Here is a 16,948-nt window from a genome sequence, read left to right as displayed (position 1 = left end):
TCGCCCGGGATTCCGGCGACGGTTCGGGCGGGCGTCGAACCTTTCGCCGTCGGTTTCCGTACCTGGGTGCGGGAGGTCGACCAGGATGACCGTACGTCGAAAGCTCTTCGTCCTCGCCGCCGCGACGGTGGTCGCGGCGCTGCTGCCCACCGGGCCGGCCCTGGCGCACGGCGCGCCCGGCAACCCGATCAGCCGGTCGGCGGCCTGCGGCCCGGAGGCACCCCGGACCAACGGCTCGGCCGCGTGCCGGGCCGCGGTCGCCGCCGGCACCGTCGTGGACCAGTGGGACAACGTACGGGTTGCCGGGGTGAACGGGCGGGACCGGGAGAAGATCCCCGACGGCAGGTTGTGCAGCGGCGGCGTCGCCAAGTTCCGGGGCCTGGACCTGGCGCGGGCGGACTGGCCGGCGACGAGGCTCAAGGCGGGTGCCGAGCTCACCTTCACCTACCGGACCACGATCCCGCACGAGGGCACCTTCCGGTGGTACGTGACCGGTGACGGGTACGACCCGACCCGACCGCTGGCCTGGTCCGATCTTGGTGAGCGCCCCTTCCTGACCGCCACCGACCCGCCGCAGACCGACGGCGCCTACCGGATGCGGGGCCGGCTGCCCGCCGGGCTCTCCGGCCGGCACGTGATCTTTGCGATCTGGCAGAACTCGTCCACTCCGGACACCTACTACTCCTGCTCGGACGTGATCTTCGAGTCCGGTGCCGGACCGGCGAGCGCCGCTGCCCGTCCCGGCGGTGCCGCGTCGGCGAGCGCCCGCCCCGCCACGACTGCCCGCCCCTCCGGTACGCAGACCGGCCCGGCGACCGTGACCGGCATCGGATCCCCGGCCGACCCGCCCGGCGCCGGTGCGGGTACGGCCACCGCCGCGACGACCGCCACTGGTGGCGGGACGCTCTGGTTCGGCCTGGCCGGGATCCTGCTCGCGGCCGGGGTGGTGATCCCGGTGCTCCTGAGGCGGCGGTCCCGACGTGCCGTACGGCCGGTGTCACGGCGGCTGGCCTGGCCTTCCGGATCCTCCGGTCCGGGGTGAGGCGGCGAATAGGGAATGTCCCGAAGGTTCACTAAGATCGTTGTTTGTGTCGGGTGTGGATGCGCGTTTTCCACTGCCCGGTCGGGCCGACGGCCCGACCGAGTTCGTGGCCCTCTTGCAGCAGCTCAAGGAGCGTTCCGGGTGCACCTACCGGCAGCTTGAGGAACGGGCGGCCAGTTCCGGTGACGTCCTGCCGCGCAGCACCATCGCCGACGCCCTGCGCCGGCAGTCGGTGCCGCGTCCGGAGATGGTCGCCGCCTTCGTCCGCGCCTGCGGTGCCGGCCCGTCGGAGGTCGAGATCTGGTTGGCGGCCCGGGACCGGATAGCGTCCGCCGGCCCCACCCCGCCGACGCAGTCCGGGGACGGTTCCGACCGCACCGCGCCGACGAGCGAGGAGGCGGACCCGGCGTCGCCCGGTCGGGGGTCGACCTGGCTGCGTCAGCTCGTGGTCCTGCTGACCACCCTCGCGGTGGTCGGCGCGGTCATCGGTGCGGCCTGGCTGGTGTCGCGGCCGGACGGACCGCCACAGACTGATCGCGACACCGTCGCGCCCGACGATCCTCAACCCACTGCTTCGGCGGGACGGCCGGAGTTGTCGGGATGGGTACGCATCCGCATCGCCGACCGGCCCGAGCGGTGCGTTTCCGAGGGCCGCGAGCACACCGGCCGGTACCGCAGCGAGGTCGCGGTCCAGCGGGCCTGCGCCGGCGCCGAACCGCCCCTGACCCTGTTGCAGCGGGTGGGCGGTGAGCACTACTTCATCAAGTGGGTCCATCCGGTGCTGGGTACGGGTTGCCTGACCGTACTGACCGGCGGGTCGGTGGTGGGGGACATGCTCGAACCCCGTAACGAGTGCTGGGAGGACCAGGCCGCCCAGCTCTTTCGGATCGAGCCGGTCGATGTCCCGGTTCCGGGCGGCTACCGGATACGGCCGGCCTACACCGACCTCTGCCTGGGCTTCCCCGACGGTGGTCCGGGTTCGGGTGCCGAACTGCTCCGGGAGCCCTGCACCGGTGCGGCCGAGCAGGAGTTCCTGATCGAGCCGACCTCTCCGACCGCTGTCCCGGACCCCACCGGTTGAGCCGGTCCCGGTACGGCGCTCAGCGCTGCCCGGCGAGGACCTCCCGGGCGATGACGTCGCGCCGGGTCGCCTCCGCTTCCGCCGCCTCCTGCTGGGCGGCCTCCCGGACGTCGTACGCCGAGCGGGCGGCGGCGATCTCGTTCTGGTGCCCCTCGGTCCAGGTGACCAACGCGCGGATGGTCTCGTGCAGGGTCGAGCCCAGCGGCGTGAGCTCGTAGTCGACCCGGGGCGGCACGGTGGCGTGCACCGTCCGGCTCACCAGGCCGTCGCGTTCCAGGTGCCGCAGCGTACGGGTGAGCATCCGCTGGCTGACTCCGTCGATCGACCGGCGTAGCTCGGTGAAGCGCAGGCTGCGCCGGTCGAGCAGGGTGATGACCAGCAGCGACCACTTGTCGGCGATCCGGTCGAGGATCTGCCGGACCTCGCAGTCGGCCCGCGTGTCCCACTGGAGGACCTCGTGGTCGTCGGTATCCGCGCAGTAACCGGGGGACATTGAAGTGCCGTCTTCCATGCCTACCGATGGTGCCTGACGATGCTGTTGGTTACAAGAGGGAACCGGCAGTCGTCGGAAGAACCGACGCCGGTCCCGCCACACTCGTGAGGAGTCGGCTGGTGTCCATATCGAATCACCGGATGGACGGTCGCGCCCGAGCCGTCCTCTTTGTGCTCTGCGGCGCGATCTTCCTGGAGGGGATCGACGTTGCGATGCTCAACGTCGCACTGCCGTCGATCCGGGCCGACCTGGGTCTGAGCACCGGGATGCTCAGCGGGGTGGTCAGCGCCTACGTGCTCGGCTACGGCGGCTTCATGCTGCTCGGGGGCCGGGCCGCCGACCTGCTCGGCCGCCGGCGGATGTTCCTGCTCTGGCTGGTCGTCTTCCTCGTCTTCTCCGGCCTCGGCGGATTCGCCACCGAGGGCTGGATGCTGCTGGTGGCGCGGTTCGTCACCGGGGTCGCCGCCGCGTTCCTGGCACCCGCCGGGCTGTCGCTGATCACCACCAACTTTCCCGAGGGTCCGCAGCGCACCAGGGCACTGGGGATCTACGCCGGCATGGCGGCCGGCGGCTTCACCCTCGGCCTGGTCGCCGGTGGCCTGCTCACCTCGATCGGATGGCGGTGGGTGTTCTTCGCCCCGGTCATCATGTCCGCGCTGATCCTCGCCGCGGCCATCCCGCTGGTCCGGGACTCGGGACCGAGGCAGCGTCCGACCGGCGGGTTCGACCTGGCCGGCGCGTTCAGCATCACCGGCGCCATGCTGCTGCTGGCGTACGGGGTGGTGCGGCTGGAGCATCCGGGTGACGGCCCGGCCGCCACGGCCGGCGCGTTCCTCGGTGGCCTGCTGCTGCTGGTCGTGTTCGCGACGATCGAGCGACGGTCGGCCAACCCCCTGGTACGCCTGGGCATCCTGCGCAACCCCGCCCTGGTACGCACCAACCTGGCCGCCCTGCTCTTCGTCGGATCCTTTGCCGGGTTCCAGTTCCTGGTCACGCTCTACCTCCAGGAACTGCGCGGTTGGAGCGCCCTCCAGACGGGTCTGGCGATGTTGCTGATCGGCCTGGACGTGGTGCTGTCACCCCTGCTCACCCCGCGCCTGGTCGACCGGTTCGGCAACGTACGGGTGCTGTTCGGCGGGCTGGTGCTGGCGGCGCTGTCGTACGCGCTGTTCCTGCCGGTCGGGCCGGACTGGACGTACGCCGCCATGGTGCCGACGATGCTCCTGCTCGGCCTGGCCTTCTCCCTGGCGTACGGGCCGTTGACGATGGCCGGCACGGACGGTGTGCGGGAATCCGAACACGGTCTCGCCGGGGGCCTGCTCTACACCGCGATCCAGTTCGGCACCGCGCTCGGCCTGTCGGCGGTGACCGCCGTCAACGTCGCCGCGCTCGCCGACGACGGCTCACCCGGAGCGGCGCTCGACGCCCTCCGGTCAGCGCTGCTCGTCCCGCTCGCCCTCGTGGTCCTCGGCGCCGCGATCACCGCCTTCGGGCTCCGCTCCGGCAGGTCCACGGGGACTGCCGGGACGATCCCCGTGCCGGCACCGGTAGGTGCGCCGACCTGAGCGGGGCGGGTCACCGGGCGGCGGCGGATCTGCCGGCCGGGAGTTCACCGGGGTCGGGGCCCGCGCTCCGTCTTCACCGCCTCCTCCGGCGGGGGAGGCGGTTCCCCCGCCGGAGGGAGTCGTCAAACGGGCGGCTGCACGACCGTGGACCTGGGCGAACCAGCGCCCGGTAACCGAATCCACAGGGGGAAACCATCATGACTCGAACACCGCGGTGGCGGAGCGTACTGGCCGGCATGTCGGCGCTCGCACTCTCGGCCACGCTCTGGGGATCGGTGCCGGCCTCGGCGGCGACCCCGGGTCCGGCGCTGAGGGCGGTCGGACAACAGGAACGGGATCCGCGCCCGGACGGACTCCGGCCCGGGCCGAAGCCGACCGAGCCGATCCTGGTGGGCGCGGCCAGGACGTACCGGGCGGACGGGCAGGATGTTCGCTTCGCCTTCGACGCGCGCGGCTTCGCCACCGCCGCCCGTGGCACCTTCCGGGTCAGCCACTACGAGGGTGACGAAGGCGGATGGTTTTCCGGGCGGATCGACTGCCTGATCGTCGCGGGACCGGTGGCGGTGGCCACCGGTGTGGTGACGGAAACCAGCTTTCCCGAGTTCCTCGGCGTCCGGAAGGGGTTCACGGTGTACGACGACGGACGCCGCGACCGGGTGGGGTACAGCTGGGCCCTCGACTCCGGCAGCACCGAGTCGGTTCCCCTCTGCCTGAGCGGTGCCCCGTACGAGACGCTGGAGAGTGGCGATTTCCGCGTCGTCGAGTGGTTCCCCACCCAGTCCGGCTGACCGGATGCCGCGACACTCCGGCAGCCGCCGGAGTGTCGCGGTTGCCGTGCGGGGGTATGGGTGTGCGGTATGAGCACAGAGAGCAGTGACCGCAGTCAGGTCGAGCGGCGCGCCGAGTATCTGCTGCCGGAGGAGCGGGCGGTCGGCAGCGAGGACCCGCTGGCGCAGGCGGAGGCGATTCTGACCGAGTCCGACCGGCGTACCGCCGGGCTTCCGGCCGGTCGCGGATCGGAGGTCGAGCACCGTACCTCGGAGCAGACCGTGAGCCCGACGGACTGAGCGCCGAGGCCGACCGGCGGCGCCCGGTGTCGCTTTGATGGCCGACTGGCGGGTAAGCCCGGATCGTCGTAGTCTTCCCGCGGTTCGGCGCGGTGCCGGACTGTCTAAGGAGGACAAAGGGATGCTGGGACTCGAGAAGAAGCTCTCCAAGGCGTGGGAAGGCAAGAGCGCCCAGGAGATCGCCGACGCACCGGTCACCGCCATCGAGGGTGTCTCGGCCGGCGACGCGGAGCTGCTGCTCAAGGCGTTCGGCATCAAGACGGTACGTGACTTCGGCACCAACAAGTACTTCCGGTGGGCCGAGTCCATCGTGACCCTGGCTGACTGAAAACGCTCGTACGCCCGACGGTGAGGTGCCGCGCCGTCGGGCGTACGTCCGCCCACCCGGCGGCCGGTGGCGCAGTCAGGGTTTCACGGCTGGAGCCACCAGGGGCTGGAGTAGGCCACACCCCAGTCGTTGCAGGGGTGGCCGGCGGGACCGGGGCTCGGGTTGGCCTGGGTCGGGTCGGACACCCGCAGGACCACCCAGTTGCCGTCGGCGAGGTCGAGCGGGACGGTGAACCGGGTGACCTGCCCGGCGACGGTGTCGACCACCAGCGGCACCGTGGGGGCGTCGCTGCCCGGGCGCAGCACCTGGATCCGCAACGGCTTGCCGACCCACTCCGGACCCCGGTCCAGGTCGATCTCGAAACCGACGTCCCCGCGGATCACCGGGACCACTCCGCCCATCCGTACGCCGTTGGCGGTGGCATCGAGGCGCAGGCCGGAGACCCGGGTGGCGAAGAACCGGCGGGCCCGCATCGCGGCCAGCACCTCCTGCCGGGTGTTCTGGGCGACCCAGAGACCGGTACGCCCCTTGCCCTCGGGGAAGCCCCAGTTGGTCCCGTGCTCGTCGGAGACGCCGGTGAGGCCGGGACGCCAGCCGGCGTTCAGGCAGGCCACGAGCGGTGACGTCTGCCCGCCGCCCCAGCCGTCGAAGAGGTAGTCGTCGCCCCGGTTGAACATCTCCAGCCCGATCATCGGCTCCCGGACGCTCGACGTGTAGCGGAAGTTGTCGAACCGTCCGATCTCGCGTCCGGGGTGGTTGAACCCGGCCACGCCGCCGGAGCCGGCGAGCCAGCTGTAGAGCCGGCTCATGCTCGACGACTGGAGCAGGTCGGTGTAGTTGCCGGAGAACCAGACGTTGACGTGGCCGAGCAGCGGGTGGGACCACTCGAAGCCCCGGATGGCGGTGTACTGGCCCGGATCGTCGGCGGCGTCGGCGAGGGCCCCGGTACGGTCCCACTCCGACCGGGAGATCCCCTCGATGGAGAAGAGCGTGGCGTGGTCGGTGAGGGCCGCGACGTCCAGGCCCGCGTCGCGCATCGAGGCGAAGGCGAGCGCCGGATCCCCGTCGCCGTCGGACATCACGGTGTGGTTGTGCAGGTCGGCGTGGACCAGGGTGGTGCCCTGGGTCAGCCGCGAGGCGCGGGCGGCGCCGGTTCCCGCCGCCCGGTTCGGTCCGGCGGCGAGCGCGGCCGTGGCCGCCTGTGCGGTGCCCGGTGCGGCGGCGAGCGTCAGCAGCCCGCCGGCGGCGCCGGCGATCAGCGTGCGCCGGGTCGTGCCGTCATGGGTGTGTCCGGTGTCCGGATGGTGGTGAGTCATGCCGGACAGTGCATCCGACGGCCGGCAACGGATAGATAGGCGCAGTTGTCCATCCGGTGAAGTCTGTCAATCGCTTACCCGTGCGCGAGGCCCTACGCCGCAGTCAGTGGTGGATCGCGGCGTCGACCAGTGTCTCGGCGACGATACGGGCGGCGGCACCCGCTCCGGCGTTGCCGTCGAGCTGGGCGGCGATCGACGCCCCGTCGTAGAGCAGTACGAGTTGCTCCGCGAGCCGGTCCGGATCGGCGACCCCGGCCTCGGTGGCGAACTCCCGGAACGTCGACCGGGTCCAGCCCCGGGAGGTGGCGCAGGCCTCGCTGACCTTGCCGCCCGGTGTGACCTCGGCGCTGGCGTTGACGAACGCGCAACCCCGGAAGCCGGGCTGGTTGAACGCGTCGGTCAGGGCGTCGAACACCGCGAGGATCCGGTCGCGGGGCGAGTCCACCCCGACGAGCCTGCGGGCCACCCGCTCCTGCCGGCGGGCAAGCCGCCCCAGCAGGTACGCCCGGATCAGCTCGTCCTTGCTGCCGAATGCGTTGTAGAGGGTCGCCTTGGCGACGCCCGCGTGCTCGATCACCCGGTCGATGCCGACGGAGTGCACGCCCTCCGCGTAGAACAGTTCGTCGGCCGCTGCCAGCAGCCGTTCCCTGGCCGACGCCCTACCGGTGGTTGTCACGGACATCCTCCGAGATTACTGGACCGGCCTTCCTGCCCGACGCCGGGATTGAACATAACGGTCTGTCTAGCCGGTTTTCCCGGTGTGACGTCCGCGACTCCGCGTGGTCGGGGTGTCGAGGTCGATCCCCGAAGACTCTTTATCCCGTAAGGTATTGTGCCTCGCGGTATTACCTTATCCCGTACGGAATTATTTCCGTGCTCGACGAGCCGAACCAGGAGACCGCTCATGCCCGAGGTGACCCTGCCCGACGGAAGCACGATCGAGGTGGAGGTGCACGGGACGGGACCGACCGTCCTGCTCCCGGTCGACCCCCGGCCGACCGAGGGAGCGGCGGCCGACGAAATGCGCCGCTGGGGAATGGATCCGGCGCTGGGCAGGACCCTGGTCGACGGGCTCGCCGACGCGTTCCGGGTGGTGGCGTTCGACTACGAGGGGCACCTGCGGGCCTTCCCGAAACCGGACACCCTGACCCCGGACACCATCGTCGAGGATCTGCTCACGGTCGCCGACTCGGTGGGCGCGCAGCGGTTCGCGTACTACGGGTACTCGTGGCTGGCGCTGAGCGGGTTGCAGCTCGCGATCCGTACCGATCGCCTGTCCGCGCTGGTCATGGGCGGCTTCCCGCCGATCGACGGACCGTACGCGGAAATGCTCGCGGTCACCACCGCGACCCACGCGATGTCGCCCCCGGCCCCGACCACCCCGGTCGCCGACCCGCCGCAAGCCCCGACCGGGGCGGACGCCTGGACGGACCCGGCCGACTTCGACTGGTCGTCCGTGCAGGTGACGCTCCCCGAGCCGCAGACCCGGCAGTTCATGACCCTGTACCTGGCCCTGCGCGGGTTCGACGACCGGGCGGCCCAGGACCGGATCACCTGCCCCCGGCTCTGCTTCGTGGGCTCCGCGGACACGATCCCGTACGACGAACGCTGGGGCGGCGTGACCGTCGACATCGCCGGCCCGGTCGAGAAAGGGCGGGGCGAGTTGGCAGCCCTCGGCTGGCAGGTACGGGTGCTCGACGGGCTCGACCACACCCGGGCGATGCAACCGGGCAACGTCCTGCCCGTTCTCCGCCCCTGGCTCGTCGAGTCCCTGTCCCGCTAACGCCGTGGCAGCTCGGCCGCACGGCGCTCGAAGTATCTTGGTAGCTCCGCATCGCGCGGGTCGGACAGTCATCGGGAGGCAGCCGCGTCCAGGGAACCGGAGCGCAAGCTCATCGCCTCGAACAAGAAGGCGCGGCACGACTACGCGATCCTCAAGACGTACGAGGCGGGCATCGCCCTGCTCGGCACCGAGGTCAAATCGCTGCGGTCCGGGCGGGCGTCACTGGTGGACTCCTTCGCCCAGGAACTCGACGGCGAGATCATGCTGTACGGCCTGCACATCGCCGAGTACGCGTACGGCACCTGGACGAACCACCAGCCGCGCCGGACCCGGAAGCTCCTGCTCCGGCGTACGGAGATCAACAAGATCCTGGACCGGGTACGCGACCCGGGGCTGACGCTCGTACCGCTGTCGATCTACTTCTCCAACGGGTGGGCGAAGGTCGAACTCGGCCTCGCCCGGGGCAAGCGGTCCTACGACAAGCGGCAGACCCTGGCCGAGCGGGACGCGAACCGCGAGATCGCCCGCGCGCTCAGCCGGCACCTCAAGGGCCAGTCCCGCCAGCGCACCTGACCGCCCGGAGGTGCCCCTTCCTGCCCGCAAACGCGACAGCAAGGGGCACCCCTTCCTAGCGGACGGACCAGCGCTGGGCGGCGGTGCCGTTGCAGGTGTAGAGCTGGGCGACGGTGCCGTTGGCGGTGCCGCCCCCGGCCGCCTCGACGCACTTGCCCGAGGCGGGCACCACCATCGAACCGTCGGTGCCGAAGGTGAAGCGCTGCGCGCCGGTGCCGTTGCAGGTCCAGATCTGCACCTTGGTCCCGTTGGCGGTGCCGCTGCCGGAGATGTCCAGGCACCGGTTGCCGTACACCCGCAGCTCACCGCTCGCGGTCCGGGTCCACCGCTGGTTCGTTCCGCCGTGACAGTCCCAGATGTGCACCTGGGCGCCGGCGACGGTGCTCACGCCGGAGACGTCGAGGCAACGCCCCGACTGCGGGTTGACCAGCGACACCGCGCTCCCGACCGGCGGCACACCCGGCGGGGTCAGGCTGGCCGGTACGGACTGCAGTGCGGTGAACCACCGGGCCGCCATCTTGTCGTACCCGGCGGCGTTCGGGTGCACCCCGTCGGCGAGGTCGGCCGTGGTCAGCGCCGAGAACATGTCGACCAGGTGGGTCTGCGGCCCCTTCTGCGCCACGATCCCCGGAATGGTGGCGTTGTACGCCTGGACGCGCGCCTGGAGGGTGGGGTTGGTCTCGGGGGTGATGGTGGCGACGAAGAGTTCCACCGAGGGTGCGTTGGCCCGGATCTTGTCGATCAGCGCGGAGAGCCGGGCCGGTGCGTTCGCCACGTCGTAGTTCTGGTTCATGTCGTTGGTGCCGATGTGCAGCAGGACCGTACGCGGGTTCGTCGCCTGGAGCCAGGCGACGATGTTCGCGTCGAGCTGGTCGATCCGCCACCCGGAGTGGCCCTCGTGATCGTGGTCGCCGAGGCTCGCCGGCCCGTTGAAGCCGGAGCCGACGAAGTCGACGGTGTACCCGCTGGCGACAAAGCGCTGCCACAGGTTGATCCGGTACCCGCCGGGCACGTTGAAGCCGTCGGTGATCGAGTCACCGAGCGGCATGATCCGTACCCCGCCGTTGGACTCGGCCAGCGTCACGGGCGGTGCCTGGGCGGTGGTTGCCTGCGCCGGGACTGCCTGGGCCAGGGCGATCCCGGTGGTCAGGGCGAGTCCGAGGCCGGCTGCGGCGAGCCGGCGTCCGTTCCATCGCATGGTGGTCCTCTCGTCGGTGCCGGCCGGGGACGGTGGCGCGGTTGCACCGCTGGGCGAGAGCGGAAGCGCCGGTACGGTCGGCTGTATCGAGACTTCGCGATGGGATCGATCCCACGCGAGACCATTGGCGGCGCGGACCCGACGAACGCCGCCGCCACTGCGCCGAACGGTCCACCGGCATCGACGGCCGGCACGGGGCAGCCACCGCGCCGACGCGGCTATCGACCGTCCGGGACGGCGGAAGCGGGGCTGCCGTAGACGTACGCGCGCAACCGGGCGTGCGGGTTCGGCAGGCCGTACTCACCGATCAGCATGCTGAAGTTGCCGAACTCCAACTGGTCGTAGCGCCAGGTGTCGGGTGCGTCGGCGAGCACCCGTACCAGGTGTCTCTGGTCGGGGTCGAGGCTTTCGAACGGGGTGCCCGCCGGCACCGGACCGGACGGGAAGGCGTACCGCAGCGCCTCGCCGAGCACGGTCAGCGCCTCCACGGCGTGCACCAGCGGCAGCCGGGCCAGGTTGGCGGCGAACGCCGCGTCGGCGTGCGCGGCACCGAGTCGACCGAGCGCCAGGGTCGCGTACCCGGCCAGGTCACCGTCGAGGTAAGGGATCCGGTGGTCGGGCCGGGTGCCGCCACCGGCCCAGCGGAGCAGTTCGGCCGCCACCGCCGCGCCGGCCGCCGGGCCGTGCAGCCGGGCGAGTGCGACCGCACCCGCCCAGCGGACCAGCGGGGACCCACTCTCCAGCGCGGTGGACGCGATCCGGTCGGCGCCGTCCGCGCCGAGCAGTCCGGCGGCGACGACCGCGACCGCCGCCGGTCCCTCGTCCGTCCCGGCCGCGATCTCGGCCAGCGCCGCGAGACTCGCCGCCGCATGCTCCGGTGCCGCCGTCGCGGGAAACCACGCCAACGTGTACGCGACGACGGTGCGCAGGTCGGAGTCGTCCTCGCGGAGCAGGGCGCGGAGCACCGGAAGTCCGTCGCGGACGGCCTCCCAGGCGGTCAGGTCGGCGTGCGCGTCGATCCGGCCGTGATCCTCCGGGGCCAGGTCAGCACCCTCCCGGTAGCGCCGTAACGCCTGCTCGCCACCGTCGGCGCGGGTACGGAGGTGGTCCACGTCGATCCCGTCGGGCAGCCACGCCTCGTCGGACCCGATCGCGACCAGCGCCAGGAACCGGGCGACCAGGAAACGGTCCGGAGTCGCCGGGTCGGCGACCAGGTCGAGCAGGAAGGGGACCGCGTACGCGCTCGCCTCGTAGCGGCTGCCCTGGTGGACGAGGCTGCTCCACAGCTCGCCGAACGCTCCGTGGCGTACCGACTCGTCCTCGTCGGCCAACTCCCGCAGGTTCGCCGGTACGTCCTCGGCGGTGCCGTACGCGTGCCGCAGCTTCGACCAGTCGACGGTGTCGATCCCCGGATGCATCGGCCCATCCTGCCCCATCCGCCCTTACCGTCCATAGAGGAGTTCGGCACGGCGTGCGACCCGTGTAGGGTCGCCTGCACGAGTGACGGCATCGTCTACGGAGGCTTTGGTGGAACGTCGTGGCGGGGATGCTCGCGGGGTCGATCTGCGTACCGACCGGGCGCACGGCGCACGGATCTACGACTACATCCTCGGCGGCAAGGACAACTTCGCCGCCGACCGCGAGGCGGGCGAGGGCTCGTTGCGGATCTGGCCCTCGTTGCGGGTCCACATGCAGGCCAACCGGTCCTTCATGCACCGGGTGGCGCGTTTCCTGGCCACCGAGTGCGGGATCCGGCAGTTCCTCGACATCGGCACCGGACTGCCGACCTCGCCGAACCTCCACGAGATCGTGCAGTCGGTCGACCCGACCGCGCAGGTGGTCTACACCGACAACGATCCGCTCGTCCTCACGCACGCGCGTGCGCTGATGGTCGGGTCGGCGCAGGGACGCACGGCCTACGTGGCGGCGGACATGCGCGACCCCCAGTCGATCATCTCCGCCCCGGAGTTCCAGCAGACCCTCGACCTGAACCAGCCGGTCGGGTTGCTGCTGATCGCGATCGTGCACTTCATCGAGGACGACGCCGAGGCGCTGCGGGTCGTACGGCAGGTCCTGGACGTGTTGCCGTCCGGCAGCTACCTGGCGATGTCCATCGCGACCGACGAGTTCGACCCGATTCCGCTGGCCGAGGTCCAGCGGGAGTACAACAGGCTCGGTGAAACCCTGATCTTCCGCGACCGTGCCACGGCGCTGGGGTTCTTCGACGGCCTGGAGTTGGTCGAGCCGGGGCTGGTCCAGGTGCACAGGTGGCGCCCCGACGGGTCCGAGACTGCAGAGATCGCGGACAAGGACATCGCCATGTACGGGGCGGTCGCGCGCAAGCCCTAGTCAGTCCCGTGCCGGCGTAGCGAGGTCGCCGTCAGCCCCTGGCGGCGCCCAGCAGCTCCCGTGTCTGTTCGGCGGTGTGCGGGTGGTCGTGGCTGTCGACGTACCAGTCGAAGCGGCCGGTGACGCGCTCGTCGAGCAGCCGTCGGACCAGGCCCACGTCGTGGCCGTCGCCGGGTTGTCGCAGGTGCCACGGTGGCGGGTAGAAGCAGTCGCCGAGCAGGAGCACACCCGAGTCCGGCACCGCCACCACGGTCGAGTCCTCGGCGTGCCGGCCACCGACGTGGCGTAGCTCCACGCCGGACGGCAGCGTGAGGGTGTCGTCGAACTCGGTGTGCGGCGGGATCACGGCAAAACCCGTCCAGTCGGGCATCGCCCACGCCCGGCCCCGGAAGCTGGGGCCGAGCAGCGGGTTCGCCTCGACCTCCGTGCGCAGGTAGGGGTGACTCCACGGGCGCAGGGCCTCCTCGGCCAGGATCCGCGCACCGGCCCGGTGACCGATGACCTCGACCTCCGGCCAGGCACAGGCACCCCAGACGTGGTCCCAGTGGTGGTGGGTGTAGACCAACCGCCGTACGGCCGGCAGCCCGGCGGCCTCGATCGCGGCCCGGATCCGGCGCGCGTGGCCCGGACTGTTGCCGGCGTCGACCAGCACGCTGCCCGCATCGTCGGCGATGACCGCGACGCCGCCCTGGACATTGTCCGGGTCCTCGTCGTGGGGGTACCACCACACCCGTCCGGCGAGGTGCCGCAGCGACTGACGCATCAGCGCACGTTAACACCGGTGCGCCAGGTCACCCTCGCTTCATCAGCCGGCCGACGGCGGCCATCATCTCGTCCGCCATCTCGTCGGCGCGTCCCTCGGCGGCGCCCTCGTGCATGCAGTGCCGGGCGTGGCCGTCGAGCAGGCCGAGGGCGACCTTGTCGAGGGCCGCCTGGACGGCCGAGATCTGGGTGAGTACGTCGATGCAGTAGCGGTCGTCCTCGACCATCTTCTCGACGCCCCGGACCTGTCCCTCGATGCGTCGCAGCCGGGAGAGGAGCTGGTCCTTGCTGGCGGTGTAACCGCGGGTCGGGGGAGGGGCAGGTGTGGTCATCCGCCAACTATAGCTAACCCCCCGGGGGTATGTTACGGTCTCGCTGTGGATACCTCCGGGGGGTATGCCTCCGAGGTGATGGCGAGGGGGTCTGGGGAATGCGAGCCGACATGGCGACCGGGGCGGATCAATCGGACATCGAGCCACATGACCACCACCAGGGACACCACGGGACGGGCGGCGGCCACCAGGGACACGACAAGCACGCCGGCCACGACCCGGAGGTGTTCCGGCGGAAGTTCTGGCTGAGCCTCGCCCTCACCGTGCCGATCGTCGTCACCAGCCACATGGTGATGGACTGGTTCGGCTACTCGCTCGACTTCCCCGGCATGTCCTGGGTCGGCCCGGTGCTCGGGTCGGTGGTGTTCTTCTACGGCGGCTGGCCGTTCCTCGTCGGCGGCCTCGCCGAGGTCCGGGACCGGGCGCCGGGCATGATGCTGCTGATCTCGATGGCGATCACCGTCGCGTACGTCGCCTCGCTGGCCACCAGCGCCGGCGCCTTCGACCTCGACTTCTGGTGGGAACTCGCCGCCCTGGTCACCATCATGCTGCTCGGCCACTGGCAGGAGATGAAGGCCATCGGGCAGGCCCAGGGAGCCCTGAGCGCCCTGGCCGCGCTGCTGCCCGACGACGCCGAGCGGATCGGGGACGACGGTCGGGTCGGTCGCGTACCGGTGCCGGAGCTGCGGGTGGGGGACCTGGTGCTGGTACGCCCCGGCGCCCGCGTACCGGCCGACGGGCAGATCACCGACGGCCGGGCGGAGCTGGACGAATCGATGATCACCGGAGAGTCCCGCCCGGTACGCAGGGAGCCCGGCGACCGGGTCGTGGCCGGCACGGTCGCCACCGACTCGGCGATCCGGGTCAGGATCGCGGCCGTCGGCGACGACACCGCCCTCGCCGGCATCCAACGACTCGTCGCCCAGGCGCAGGCGTCGAGCGGACGTGCGCAGGTGCTCGCCGACCGGTTCGCCGCGCTCCTGTTCTACGTCGCCCTGTCCGCCGCCGTACTGACCTTCGGTGCCTGGGCGGCCTTCGGCGACGTCGACGAGGCCGTGGTACGCACCGTCACGGTGCTCGTCATCGCCTGCCCACACGCCCTGGGACTGGCGATCCCGCTGGTGATCGCGCTCTCCACGGCGGTGGCGGCGAAGGCCGGGATCCTGGTCAAGGACCGGCTGGCGCTGGAGCGGATGCGCACCGTCCAGGCGGTTCTGTTCGACAAGACCGGCACCCTGACCAGGGGCGTGCACACGGTCACCGGCCTCGCCGTCGCACCCGGCCAGACGCAGGACGAGGTGCTCCGGCTCGCGGGTGCGGTCGAGGCCGACAGCGAGCACCCGCTCGCCAGGGCGATCGTCGCGGCGGCTGCCGAACGCGGCGTGACGGCCACCGCGACCGACTTCCGGTCACTGACCGGGCGCGGGGTACGGGCCACCATCGACGGCCGGGATTACGCCGTCGGCGGTCCCGCCCTGCTCCGCGAACTCGACGTACGGGTGCCGGCCGAGTTGGCGGCGACCACCGACGTCTGGTCGGGGCGGGGTGCGGCCGTACTGCACCTGGTCCGGATCGGGGACGGGTCGGCCGAGGCGCTGGGCGCGCTCGGGCTGGCCGACGAGGTCCGCCCCGAGGCGCGGGAGGCGATCGCCCAGTTGCGCCGGCAGGGCGTACGGAAGATCGTCATGATCACCGGCGACGCCCGGCCGGTCGCCGAGGCGGTCGCCGCCGACCTGGGCTTCCGGCCCGGTGTCGACGAGGTGTTCGCCGAGGTGCTGCCCGCCGACAAGGACCGGGCGGTGGCCGAGTTGCAGGCCCGTGGGCTCCGGGTGGCGATGGTCGGTGACGGGGTCAACGACGCCCCGGCGCTGGCCCGCGCCGACGTCGGGATCGCGATCGGTGCCGGCACCGACGTGGCGATCGAGTCCGCCGGGGTTGTCCTCGCCTCGTCCGACCCGCGCGGCGTGACCGGCGTGATCCGGCTGTCGAAGGCGTCCTACCGCAAGATGGTGCAGAACCTCGGCTGGGCCGCCGGCTACAACGTCGTCGCGATCCCGCTGGCCGCCGGAGTCCTCTCCTCGGCCGGCCTGACCCTCAGCCCAGCTCTGGGAGCCGTCCTCATGTCCGCCTCCACCATCGTCGTGGCCCTCAACGCCCAACTCCTCCGCCGCCTCCCCCTCACTCCCTGACACCTCGCGACGATCTTGCACTTGTGGTGGTGTACAAACCCGGACCGGTAGCTCGATTCGGGCACCACAAGTGCAAGATCGTCGGTGGGTCAGCGCGGGGTGAGGTCTGTGAGGGTGGCGTTGGCGGGGGGCGCGAACAAGCGCTCGTCCACGGAGTCGGCGAACTTGACCAGTTCTATGGAGGCGTGGGTGCCGGTGTTCGAGGTGCCGGTGAACGAGGCCAGTACGCCGGAGTCGGTGACGCAGACCGAGAAGTCCTGGAGGAGTTCGTCCGTACCGCCCTGCGGGTCCTTGATTCCGGTGACGTCGGCGCAGAGCGAGTCCTGCCCGGCGATCGTCCTCTCCGAGGTGTCCACATCGGTGTTCGGCACTATCGCGGCGGCGGCCACCATGCCCAGGGCCAGTTCGGGGGTGATGAACGCGGGTCCGGCGACCCCGGCGACCATGGCGGCGTCCGGCCCGGTGGAGGCGTTGTTCGGCGTCCGCTGGCACTCGCCACCGTCGCAGATGATCATGCTGTCGGGAGTGGTGATCAGCCGGCCGTCCCCGTTGACCAGGACCGACCGGGGCGGCTGCTGGGCAAGGGTGACCGACGCCTGTTCGGCGCCGACGATGGTGTACTCGGCGGTGTAGGTGAGCGCGGCGGCCTTACCGAGCCGGTCGGCGAACTCCGACAGGGCACCCGCGGTGTCGACGGCGTTCTGCACGGTGCTGATGACGCCGCATCCGGCGCCCAGCGCGGCAACGGCGGTGAGGCTGAGGAGCAGGCCGGCGACGCGGCCACGAGACGAGGTCATGCCAGTCACTCTGCGACCGTCCGGGCTCCCCGAACGGGTACGCGACCCGACGCGGCACGAATCCGGGAGAACC

The 16,948-nt window shown here is 71.4% G+C and carries 17 protein-coding genes and 1 pseudogene; 10 read left to right on the top strand and 8 right to left on the bottom strand.

From position 1 onward, the window contains the following. Positions 1-85 precede the first annotated feature (85 nt). Complete coding sequence (locus OIE47_RS02980; protein ID WP_326559933.1) at positions 86-1,042, top strand: lytic polysaccharide monooxygenase auxiliary activity family 9 protein; 957 nt, start codon at positions 86-88, stop codon at positions 1,040-1,042. A 46-nt stretch (positions 1,043-1,088) separates the two neighbouring features. Next, positions 1,089-2,123, top strand: a complete 1,035-nt coding sequence (locus OIE47_RS02975; RefSeq protein ID WP_326559932.1) for an RICIN domain-containing protein — start codon at positions 1,089-1,091, stop codon at positions 2,121-2,123. A gap of 19 nt (positions 2,124-2,142) precedes the next feature. Here OIE47_RS02975 and OIE47_RS02970 read toward each other — a convergent pair whose 3' ends face one another. Next, positions 2,143-2,616, bottom strand: a complete 474-nt coding sequence (locus OIE47_RS02970; RefSeq protein ID WP_442792127.1) for a winged helix-turn-helix transcriptional regulator — start codon at positions 2,614-2,616, stop codon at positions 2,143-2,145. Positions 2,617-2,735: 119 nt separating this feature from the next. Here OIE47_RS02970 and OIE47_RS02965 point away from each other — a divergent pair, with 119 nt between their 5' ends. The 4 genes from OIE47_RS02965 to OIE47_RS02950 all read left to right on the top strand — a co-directional run bounded on the left by OIE47_RS02965 (position 2,736) and on the right by OIE47_RS02950 (position 5,576). After that, positions 2,736-4,181 (top strand): MFS transporter, encoded by a 1,446-nt coding sequence (locus tag OIE47_RS02965; protein WP_326559930.1) that lies wholly within the window; start codon positions 2,736-2,738, stop codon positions 4,179-4,181. Between the two features lie 197 nt (positions 4,182-4,378). Next, complete coding sequence (locus OIE47_RS02960) at positions 4,379-4,969, top strand: hypothetical protein (RefSeq protein ID WP_326559929.1); 591 nt, start codon at positions 4,379-4,381, stop codon at positions 4,967-4,969. 69 nt (positions 4,970-5,038) lie between these two features. After that, positions 5,039-5,248 carry a hypothetical protein gene (locus OIE47_RS02955; protein ID WP_326559928.1) on the top strand — a complete coding sequence of 70 codons (210 nt, stop codon included), beginning with the start codon at positions 5,039-5,041 and terminating at the stop codon, positions 5,246-5,248. 121 nt (positions 5,249-5,369) lie between these two features. Continuing rightward, entirely contained in the window at positions 5,370-5,576 is a 207-nt protein-coding gene (locus OIE47_RS02950; protein ID WP_326559927.1) for a hypothetical protein, read from the top strand. A gap of 83 nt (positions 5,577-5,659) precedes the next feature. On the opposite strand, the gene OIE47_RS02945 is transcribed toward OIE47_RS02950, so the two are convergent. Both OIE47_RS02945 and OIE47_RS02940 read right to left on the bottom strand, forming a co-directional pair. Continuing rightward, a complete protein-coding gene (locus OIE47_RS02945) occupies positions 5,660-6,892 on the bottom strand; it encodes a CehA/McbA family metallohydrolase (protein ID WP_326559926.1) in 1,233 nt (410 codons plus the stop codon). Between the two features lie 103 nt (positions 6,893-6,995). Beyond that, entirely contained in the window at positions 6,996-7,574 is a 579-nt protein-coding gene (locus tag OIE47_RS02940; RefSeq protein ID WP_326559925.1) for a TetR/AcrR family transcriptional regulator, read from the bottom strand. Between the two features lie 222 nt (positions 7,575-7,796). On the opposite strand from OIE47_RS02940, the gene OIE47_RS02935 reads away from it, so the two are divergent. Continuing rightward, positions 7,797-8,675, top strand: coding sequence for an alpha/beta fold hydrolase (locus OIE47_RS02935; protein WP_326559924.1), 879 nt, complete (start codon positions 7,797-7,799; stop codon positions 8,673-8,675). Between the two features lie 90 nt (positions 8,676-8,765). After that, a pseudogene (gene smpB / locus OIE47_RS02930) lies at positions 8,766-9,248 on the top strand (SsrA-binding protein SmpB); the annotation flags it as partial. A 55-nt stretch (positions 9,249-9,303) separates the two neighbouring features. On the opposite strand, the gene OIE47_RS02925 reads toward smpB, so the two are convergent. Together OIE47_RS02925 and OIE47_RS02920 are read right to left on the bottom strand one after the other, a co-directional pair. Beyond that, positions 9,304-10,446, bottom strand: coding sequence for a ricin-type beta-trefoil lectin domain protein (locus OIE47_RS02925; RefSeq protein ID WP_326559923.1), 1,143 nt, complete (start codon positions 10,444-10,446; stop codon positions 9,304-9,306). A 218-nt stretch (positions 10,447-10,664) separates the two neighbouring features. Further along, positions 10,665-11,864, bottom strand: coding sequence for a hypothetical protein (locus OIE47_RS02920; RefSeq protein WP_326559922.1), 1,200 nt, complete (start codon positions 11,862-11,864; stop codon positions 10,665-10,667). A 106-nt stretch (positions 11,865-11,970) separates the two neighbouring features. Here OIE47_RS02920 and OIE47_RS02915 point away from each other — a divergent pair, with 106 nt between their 5' ends. Beyond that, the gene (locus tag OIE47_RS02915; RefSeq protein WP_442792042.1) at positions 11,971-12,795 is read left to right on the top strand and encodes an SAM-dependent methyltransferase; all 825 of its coding nucleotides are present in this window, start codon (positions 11,971-11,973) and stop codon (positions 12,793-12,795) included. Positions 12,796-12,826: 31 nt separating this feature from the next. Here OIE47_RS02915 and OIE47_RS02910 read toward each other — a convergent pair whose 3' ends face one another. Together OIE47_RS02910 and OIE47_RS02905 are read right to left on the bottom strand one after the other, a co-directional pair. After that, on the bottom strand, positions 12,827-13,558 hold the full coding sequence (locus OIE47_RS02910) for an MBL fold metallo-hydrolase (protein WP_326559920.1): 732 nt from the start codon (positions 13,556-13,558) through the stop codon (positions 12,827-12,829). Between the two features lie 28 nt (positions 13,559-13,586). Continuing rightward, a complete protein-coding gene (locus OIE47_RS02905) occupies positions 13,587-13,889 on the bottom strand; it encodes a metal-sensitive transcriptional regulator (RefSeq protein WP_326559919.1) in 303 nt (100 codons plus the stop codon). A gap of 98 nt (positions 13,890-13,987) precedes the next feature. Between OIE47_RS02905 and OIE47_RS02900 the strand changes: the two genes are divergently transcribed. Beyond that, positions 13,988-16,078: a heavy metal translocating P-type ATPase gene (locus tag OIE47_RS02900; RefSeq protein ID WP_326559918.1), complete on the top strand. Its 2,091-nt coding sequence runs from the start codon at positions 13,988-13,990 to the stop codon at positions 16,076-16,078. Positions 16,079-16,167: 89 nt separating this feature from the next. On the opposite strand, the gene OIE47_RS02895 is transcribed toward OIE47_RS02900, so the two are convergent. Beyond that, positions 16,168-16,875, bottom strand: coding sequence for a hypothetical protein (locus tag OIE47_RS02895; protein ID WP_326559917.1), 708 nt, complete (start codon positions 16,873-16,875; stop codon positions 16,168-16,170). Positions 16,876-16,948 lie beyond the last annotated feature (73 nt).

It is taken from the genome of Micromonospora sp. NBC_01796 (genome assembly GCF_035917455.1).
In the GTDB taxonomy this organism is placed as follows: Bacteria; Actinomycetota; Actinomycetes; order Mycobacteriales; family Micromonosporaceae; genus Micromonospora_G.
Note: the sequence above shows the minus strand (reverse complement) of the source record. Positions and strands in the feature narration are given on the sequence as shown.